The sequence below is a fragment of the Pseudescherichia vulneris genome (assembly GCF_902164725.1).
GTDB classification, from domain to species: domain Bacteria; phylum Pseudomonadota; class Gammaproteobacteria; order Enterobacterales; family Enterobacteriaceae; genus Pseudescherichia; species Pseudescherichia vulneris.
The window spans coordinates 4,223,906-4,231,687 of record NZ_LR607338.1 but is presented as its reverse complement, the minus strand read 5'-3'; the positions used below and the strand labels follow the sequence as shown (position 1 = coordinate 4,231,687).

At 55.0% G+C, this 7,782-nt stretch carries 5 protein-coding genes; 3 read left to right on the top strand and 2 right to left on the bottom strand.

The annotated features are described in order from the left end of the window. Positions 1–153: 153 nt before the first annotated feature. A complete protein-coding gene (locus FN633_RS17640) occupies positions 154–1,050 on the top strand; it encodes a manganese catalase family protein (protein WP_154058663.1) in 897 nt (298 codons plus the stop codon). Positions 1,051–1,107: 57 nt separating this feature from the next. On the opposite strand, the gene FN633_RS17635 is transcribed toward FN633_RS17640, so the two are convergent. Continuing rightward, positions 1,108–4,809 carry an NAD(P)-binding protein gene (locus FN633_RS17635; RefSeq protein ID WP_154058661.1) on the bottom strand — a complete coding sequence of 1,234 codons (3,702 nt, stop codon included), beginning with the start codon at positions 4,807–4,809 and terminating at the stop codon, positions 1,108–1,110. 426 nt (positions 4,810–5,235) lie between these two features. On the opposite strand from FN633_RS17635, the gene FN633_RS17630 reads away from it, so the two are divergent. Next, positions 5,236–6,141, top strand: coding sequence for a WYL domain-containing protein (locus tag FN633_RS17630; protein ID WP_154058659.1), 906 nt, complete (start codon positions 5,236–5,238; stop codon positions 6,139–6,141). Here FN633_RS17630 and symE read toward each other — a convergent pair. After that, entirely contained in the window at positions 6,138–6,449 is a 312-nt protein-coding gene (gene symE / locus FN633_RS17625; protein WP_154058657.1) for an endoribonuclease SymE, read from the bottom strand. The genes FN633_RS17630 and symE overlap by 4 nt on opposite strands. Positions 6,450–6,654: 205 nt before the next feature. On the opposite strand from symE, the gene FN633_RS17620 reads away from it, so the two are divergent. Then, complete coding sequence (locus tag FN633_RS17620) at positions 6,655–7,776, top strand: ribosomal protein uL16 3-hydroxylase (RefSeq protein ID WP_154058655.1); 1,122 nt, start codon at positions 6,655–6,657, stop codon at positions 7,774–7,776. The last annotated feature ends 6 nt before the right edge of the window (positions 7,777–7,782 follow it).

Genomic DNA, 7,782 nt, shown 5'->3' with positions numbered 1-7,782 from the left:
ATATTCCCGCCGATTTGTCCCGATGAGCTATCCTTATAAGCGGTACGACGACTTTATATGAAAATTTAACGTTTTCATATTTAAGCATTTATTTATTAATCGTTCAGCAGTTATGAATGTGCTGAAAAAATAAATAATCACTGGAGTGAGCTTATGTTTAGACATGTAAAGCAATTACAGTACACAGTACGCGTTGCTGAGCCGAATCCCGGTTTAGCTAACCTTCTGCTTGAGCAGTTTGGTGGACCACAGGGTGAACTGGCAGCAGCCTGCCGTTACTTTACTCAGGGGCTCGGCGATGACGATCCGGGCCGCAAAGATATGCTGATGGACATCGCAACTGAAGAGCTAAGCCACCTCGAAATTATCGGCTCTCTGGTTGGGATGCTCAACAAGGGCGCAAAAGGCGACCTGGCTGAAGGTACAGATCAAGAAGCCGAGCTTTATCGTAAAATCACCGGTAACGGTAATGACAGTCATCTGACCGCGCTGCTGTACGGCGGTGGCCCGTCGCTGACCAACTCTGCTGGCTTCCCGTGGACCGCGGCCTATATCGATACCATCGGTGAAGTGACCGCTGACCTGCGCTCTAACATTGCCGCTGAAGCGCGTGCAAAAATCATCTATGAACGTCTGATCAACATGACTGACGATCCGGGTGTGAAAGATGCACTGGGCTTCCTGATGACCCGTGAAGTAGCGCACCAGATCTCCTTTGAAAAAGCGCTCTACTCGATCCGCAACAACTTCCCGCCAGGAAAACTGCCGCCGATTGAGAAGTATGCAACCACCTACTTCGATATGTCTGAAGGTGGTGAAGTGCGCGGTAGCTGGAACTCAGATGAGAACTTCGACTACGTGACTAACCCGCAGCCTGCCGTAGACGGTGGCGATGGCTTACCTAGCGTCGTCCTGCCGGGGCCGCAGCAGGCGAACCTGGACGCGATGAAGCTGCGTACCGCATCTGACCCGTCGGTTAACCCGGTTACCGGTACCGATCTGGGCTCAGTGCCGCCGATTGAGAACGAGACCGCTAAAAAAGCGCCGTAATCGTCGGTAAGTGAAAAAAACCCGGAAGCGAATGTTCCGGGTTTTTTATTTATCGCTTTACGCTCCCGCCCCACGTCGGCTGACGCTGTTTTTCACCTTCTCAGCGGCATTCTTCCCGGCAATAAACGCATGATCGGAGTTGTAGTACTCCCACTCGCTGTAGCGGCCCGCCAGCACGATATCCTGAGTCAGCAGCCACTGGCGCACCGTCTCAACGTTTTTCGACCGCTCGTGATCGTACACCACGTAGGCATAGGGAATATCCAGCTGATTAGCCACCAGCACCTCATCCTCCGCCGTAAAGATGCCGACCTCAATACACTCGGCAATGCAGCGGTCTATCAGCGCCTGACCATCGACAGGCAGCGGTTTATGCTCGGAGTAGGTGATCTCGCAGGTCAGGCCGCAGCCACCCGGCGGATTACACTCTGGGCTGGTATTACCCTGTACAAAGATACGATGGAAAATGGTGTCGCCGGCAAAGTAGATCCAGTGTTTATCGGTGAGATCCGCCCGACCGATGCCGAGGTTCACGCAGCGCACCGAGACGTGGTGCAGCCCGTTCGCCGCCGCGATCACCTCGTCAGGGGCCTCATCGCCAATAATGCGAATAAGCTCGGGAAGCGGCATGGTGCTAATCAGCTGCTCATAGTGGAACTGCCTGCCATCGGCGAGAACGGCAATATGCTGGTTCGCCAGAATATGGGTGATCTCGCTGTTGGTCTCTACCACGCCTTTGATGTGCGGCAGGAACGCCGACATCAGCGCCTGGAAGCCCCCTTTCAGCGGGTAGCCGAAGCGGGCGTTGGGGCCCATCGGTTTGCCAACCGGCTCTACCGCGCCTTCAACGATCTGGGCGAGATCCGGCAGCGGCACGCGCCCGCCAAGCCAGGAGGTCTCCATCTCAGAGAGCGGTACGGTCCACAGCTTCTGGTTATAGGGAATAGCAAAATGCCTGGCGATACCCGCGCCCCAGACCTGGTAGATAAAGCGTTCAAAGTTCTCTGGCGGTGTGTCAGCCGTGCCGCTGTACTTGGCTTCAATGGCACCGAGAATACACTCTTTGATGGTATCGGTCGGTAGGCCATACAGCGCGCCCTGGAAGGGATAGCGCGTGTAGACGCCGTCGGTGTAGATCCAGGCCTCGCGCATCTGCCAGTGCAGGTTGTCACCCAGCAGCATGTCATACAGCTCCAGCACATAGGGATCGTTCGAGAACATGATGTGCCCGGCATAGTCAAAGGTAAAACCGCCGTCTTCAATGGATCGGCACCAGCCGCCGACGCTCTCGTTGCGCTCCAGCAGCACTGCCTGGGAGCCATAGTGATACGCCGCGCTCAGACCCGTAGGGCCACCGCCGAGGATCAGGCAGCGGGCAGGGATGACGTTTTCGCTGCGAACGGGTTTCGGCTTAAGCGCCATGTTTTTCCGCGCTGCATCATTTGCCGCCTGTGTGGCAGGCGTGGCGACGCGCTGCGGGGCGGATTTTGCTAGCTCTTTCTCCATCAGGCCGTGCATTGTCTGCGCCGTGACGTCCCAGGAGGTGCTGTCAACGATCCGCTTCATCTCACGCTGCATTGTCTGCCTGGCTTCGGGCGTTAGTGCGAGCATTTTTTCGCAGGCGCGTACAAAGCCAGCTCGATCGTAGCCAATGGCGACGACATGCTTATAGGGCTCGACCACATCGGTAATCGCCGTACTCACCACCGGCAGCAGGGCGGCCATATACTCAAGCACCTTGGTTGGGCTGATGTAGCGCGTTGAGGCGTTGAGGGCGAACGGCATCAGGCAGACATCCCACCCGGCCAAAAACTGAGGCAGAGCCTGGTAAGGTTGCATACCAAGATAGTGGATATTAGGACGCTGGGGCAGGGAGGCCGGATCGATCTTGACGACCGGCCCGACCATGATCACCTGCCACTCCGGATGGGCATCGGCAATCGCAGCCACCAGATCGAGATCCATGCGCTCATCAATGACGCCACAGTACCCTAAGCGCGGGTGCGGCAGATCCTGGATCAGCGGATGGTAGTTGTTGCGATCGAGCGCCTGCTCAAAGTGAATGGCGTCTACGCTGCTGGTAAAGCAGTGAATATTTTCATGCCGCCCTGACTTTGCTGCATAGAGGCTGGGGCCACCGGTAAAGACAATATCGGCCCGGTTAAGCAAGGCGGACTCGCGCTGTAAAAGCTGTCTGGGCGCATTCTCAAACGCGGCCAGCTCATCCATACAGTCGTAGATCACCAGAGAAGGATTAAAGACCGCCAGCAGCGGCAGCGCCATCGGCGTATAAAACCAGACCAGCGGTGCTTCATTTTCATCGACGATATCCGCCAGCAGCGGCTGGAGATACGCAATCTGACTGTCGTGGAAGCCATGCACCTGGAGCGGCGTATGTGGTTTTATTACGGTCACATTGGGCGCAGGATGCGTCATGCTCAGGCTGGCAGGCGGAGGCGCGAACGTTGGCTCTTCAATAAAGTAGATCTGGTAATGTTTCGCCAGCCGGGTCAGGAGATGCTGCGGGCGCTGAAAGACAAAGTCCCAGCGCAGATGGCTAAAGATATACAGTTTTTTCATAGGGTCGCTACTATTCTTAGCGTCATTCAGATCGCATAGTCGGGATTGGAACAGACCCAGTGTGTGCTGCGCCTTTTGCAAGGCTGCGGCATAAACAGGATCAAGTATGCGTGCCAGTGGGTCCGTGCCCTGATGGTCAAGTTCCCATAGTCCGCTGCGATGCCAACGGCTCAAATCCTCCCAGTCGGGCCGGTCGATGGCGGGATAAAGACACACCCCATGTAGCTCGACGCCTGCCAGCTGCGCCTGGGCTACCTCTGCCGCTATCTGGCTTATCCATGCACCACGTCCGCTGCCAACGTGACTGGTTTCAGCCAGCAGGATCGGACGCTCATAGCGACGATAAAGCGTTTCTAACATGTGGCTGAGACGGACACGCCTGGGATCGCCAAGATGCCACCACAGGCGTGCATTGCTGCCGCTCTCCCATTGGTTATCGTGGTAGTAGTTCGCCCCAATAACATCGAGGTAACGGGGCGCACCGCCTAGCTCCGGTTCTGTTCTGCCTGAAAGCATGTCCCAGGTTTGATACTGTGAGTTGTAGTGGCCTGCTGTCGCGGCCAGCGACTCCGGACTCTGGTCCGGCGCAGCCAGGTGAATAATTGGATCGCAGTGCAAAATGCGCGCACGCGGATCGGCAGCCCAGATCGCCTCACAGGCTGCTATGGTTGCGCGTACCAGCTGACGCTTGCTCTCTTCGCCGGTGAGGATGCCCGGCGGCGCAGAGCAGCGGAAAAACCCTACCGAGAGGGCCCAACTGGTAAACGAGATCTCATTGACCGGCGAGTAAACGGGCGAAGAGACGTACCATGGTGCTAAAAATTGCGCCAGCGCCCCGCAGAACCGTGCAAAGCGGGGCACAAAATCGGGTGAAAAAATATCGGTATCATCTGGCCAGCCGTAGTGACAGATCGTCCAGCAAATTTGTATTCCGGCCTCGTTTGCTGCCTGCATCTTTTCAGCAACGGATGAAAAATCATATCCGTAATCGGTCTCAACAAGACGCCAGCCTACGCTCTCTCGTACCGTTGAAATATTTAGCTTCTTTAATAAAAGATAATCGCTTAGCACTCTGGCATTGTGCCCGGTAACGTCGTTCATTGAGAGTGGCATACCTTGACCGTTTCGGTGATCGGCACCCTCATAACCCGCTTGCCAGAAGCTGTCAAATATTGGCATCCCGCTCTCTCCTGCATTTTTATTTTTTGTGATCCGTAACCGAATAACCTTTTTATAATAGGCAGCGCTGTTTACCGAAGCGGTAATCGATAAACTTTAAGAAATTTAAGCGTATATCCAATAAGTTATATTTTCACTCATGCCTTTGCATGAGCAATTTTTAATGACAATAGCGTGGTAAATATATTTTTGTTAATTTTGGTTAAGTATAGTGCTGGCAATCCTTTTTACCAGTTGAGTATCGCTAAAGAGTGATAAGAAATTATTAGAGTTAGTTATATATGCAATACGCCATCAATAAAAAGTGCGATTTTTATAGCGAGTAAATACTCATTTAAAAAAATCATTATAGTTTTCAAGGCGGCTGCCGTTAATTATTATGACCCTAGCCTCTTTTGAGGCACTTTTCTTCCGGGACGTAAATCAATGAAGGATAACGGCAGTACAAAATACGACCTGCTTATTGAGCGCCTGTGTGAAACGTTTGGTGCGCTCTACCAGGGTGTCACCATCGATAAAAACTGGCTATGCGAACGGTTTGGCATTGCAGAGCGAACCGCCTATCGGGATCTCGCCAGGCTGGCCCACGTGCTGGACGAAGTAGCGAACGGACGCTTTAAGCTAACGGCAAATCTGCTACCGTCGCTCCATACTGGCCACCTGGCAGAGTTCGCCAGCTTTGCCGGCGTTGCACATCTTTTCCCGCATCATGATGGCCAGTCTCTGCGTAAGCGTATGAACAACGCCGACAATATTGCTATTCACGGTGCCAGCAGCCGGGAGAATCAGCAGTATGGCGATCTCATAAATAGCCTCGATAATTCGATCACCTCCCGCACGGAAGTCACCTGCTTTTACCGCGAAAAAACACGTCGTCTGCAACCGTATCGGCTTATTAACCACTATGGCCTCTGGTATCTGGCCGCAGTAGAGCAGGGTTGCCTGAAGTCATTTGAGTTGGCGCGCATTGCAGAGTTTGCCACTACTCAAACGCCATTCGAGCCGGAGGCTGACGTCGTTGAAGAGCTTGAGACGACCCCCGGCATCCGCTTCGGTAAAAGAACCGAAGTGACGCTGCACGTCTCTGCCCATGCAGCCACTTTCGTCACGCGCCGCCCGCTTTTCCCCGCCCAGCGCCTGTTGAAGGAACATAAGGACGGCAGCATTACCATTGCGACGGCGATCAGCGACCAGGACACGCTGTTTCGCTGGTTACGCTACTGGCTGCCCGACATTCGTATCCTGGGCCCAGCCACGTTGAGCGAGGCTTTCACGCAGGATCTACAGGCACGCTGCAAACCCGCTACACGCGAACAGCTGCAGGACGCTTAATTTACCCGTCTCTTTGCCGCGACCAGGTCGATGTAGTCCTGCACCTGGCGCTGCTTTCGTGGGGAGAGCTTGCTGATTTTCCGTACTGATTGCATCAGCTCCTCTTCAACAGGTTTAGCGATCAGCACGATGCACCCGTTCAGCACCCGGACATCCATCTCCGTACCGGTTGGGAAACCGGCCTCTTCCAGCCACTGGCCTTTTATGGCGATGGCGGGCACATGGGCATGGTCATGAAAGCGTGTCGCATAGCTGACGGTTAAACGGCGTTGGGTAACGGGTTCTACAAGACAGTTTTCATCTGCCATGGTAACGGCTCCTTAGCAAGAAACAGGCGGTGCGCCGAAAAGAGAATAACTGTGATTATATACAGTATTTTGCGGCTGGCTATTTAGAAAAACTCAAGTCAATGTTTAGAAATAGTGGGTTCGCCACTCTCTTGACCCATGACAAGGCAGCGTCGGTAGCAGCCTCTTTATAATCAGGGACGTTTCCTCTCTCTGGTGTGAACCCATGGCTTACCAACTCGATCTCAACTGGCCGGAATTTCTTGAAAAGTACTGGCAAAAACAACCGGTTGTTTTAAAAAATGCGCTGCGCAACTTCGTTGATCCTATCAGCCCCGACGAGCTGGCAGGGCTGGCAATGGAGCCAGAAGTCGACAGTCGTCTGGTCAGCTATCACAACGGCCAGTGGCAGGCCAGCAACGGCCCGTTTGAGCACTTTGATCACCTCGGCGAAACCGGCTGGTCGCTGCTGGCGCAGGCCGTCAACCACTGGCATATGCCCTCCGCCGAGCTTGTCCGCCCGTTTCGCGTGCTGCCGGACTGGCGCTTAGACGATCTGATGATCTCCTTCTCCGTCCCCGGCGGCGGCGTAGGCCCGCACATTGATCAGTACGATGTCTTTATCATTCAGGGGATGGGCAGCCGCCGCTGGCGAGTAGGTGACAAGCTGCCGATGCGTCAGTTCTGTCCGCATCCGGCGCTGCTGCACGTTGATCCCTTCACGCCGATTATCGATGAAGATCTTGCCCCGGGCGATATTCTCTACATCCCGCCCGGCTTCCCGCACGACGGCATCACCCATACCACCGCGCTGAACTACTCTGTCGGCTTCCGGGGACCCAACGGCAGGGATCTGCTCAGCAGCTTTGCCGATTACGCGCTGGAAAACGATCTTGGCAGCGAGCATTACAGCGATCCCGATCTCACCTGCCGCGATCATCCGGGTCGGGTGGAGGCCTACGAACTCGATCGTCTGCGCACGATGATGATCGATATGATCCGGCAGCCCGAGACGTTTAAACAGTGGTTTGGCAGCTTTGTAACCACGCCGCGCCACGAGCTGGATATCGCGCCCGCCGAACCGCCTTATGAACAGGATGAGGTATTGGACGCGCTGCTGGGGGGAGAGAGCCTGACCCGACTGAGCGGCCTGCGGGTGCTGAACGTCGGCGGCAGCGTGTTCATTAACAGCGAGCCGCTGGAGATGTCCGATCCCGCAGCGGCGGATGCGCTCTGTCGCTACACCACGCTTGGCAAAAACGAGCTGGGCGCGGCGCTCGGTAACCCAGCCTGCGTGGCGGAACTGACCGCGCTGATAAACCAGGGCTACTGGTACTTTGACGAGTAAGAGTGT